Genomic DNA, 228 nt, shown 5'->3' with positions numbered 1-228 from the left:
ACCGGCCGACCTGAGTGTTAAAAAGCCAGATCAAAAGCCAGAGCGAAAGCAGAGCTGCTTTTCTGTAGGAGCTGGCTTGCCGGCGATGCAGACACCTCGGTCTTCCAGACACACCGAGGTGATGCCATCGCCGGCAAGCCAGCTCCTACATTTGAACCGTGCCCGCTTTAGCTTTTGATTTTGCTTTTAACACTCAAGCCGGCTTTCAGGCCGCTGTGCTCTTGCTTT

It is taken from the genome of Pseudomonas sp. I8001 (genome assembly GCF_013385345.1).
Lineage (GTDB): Bacteria > Pseudomonadota > Gammaproteobacteria > Pseudomonadales > Pseudomonadaceae > Aquipseudomonas.
This window is presented reverse-complemented; position numbering follows the sequence as displayed.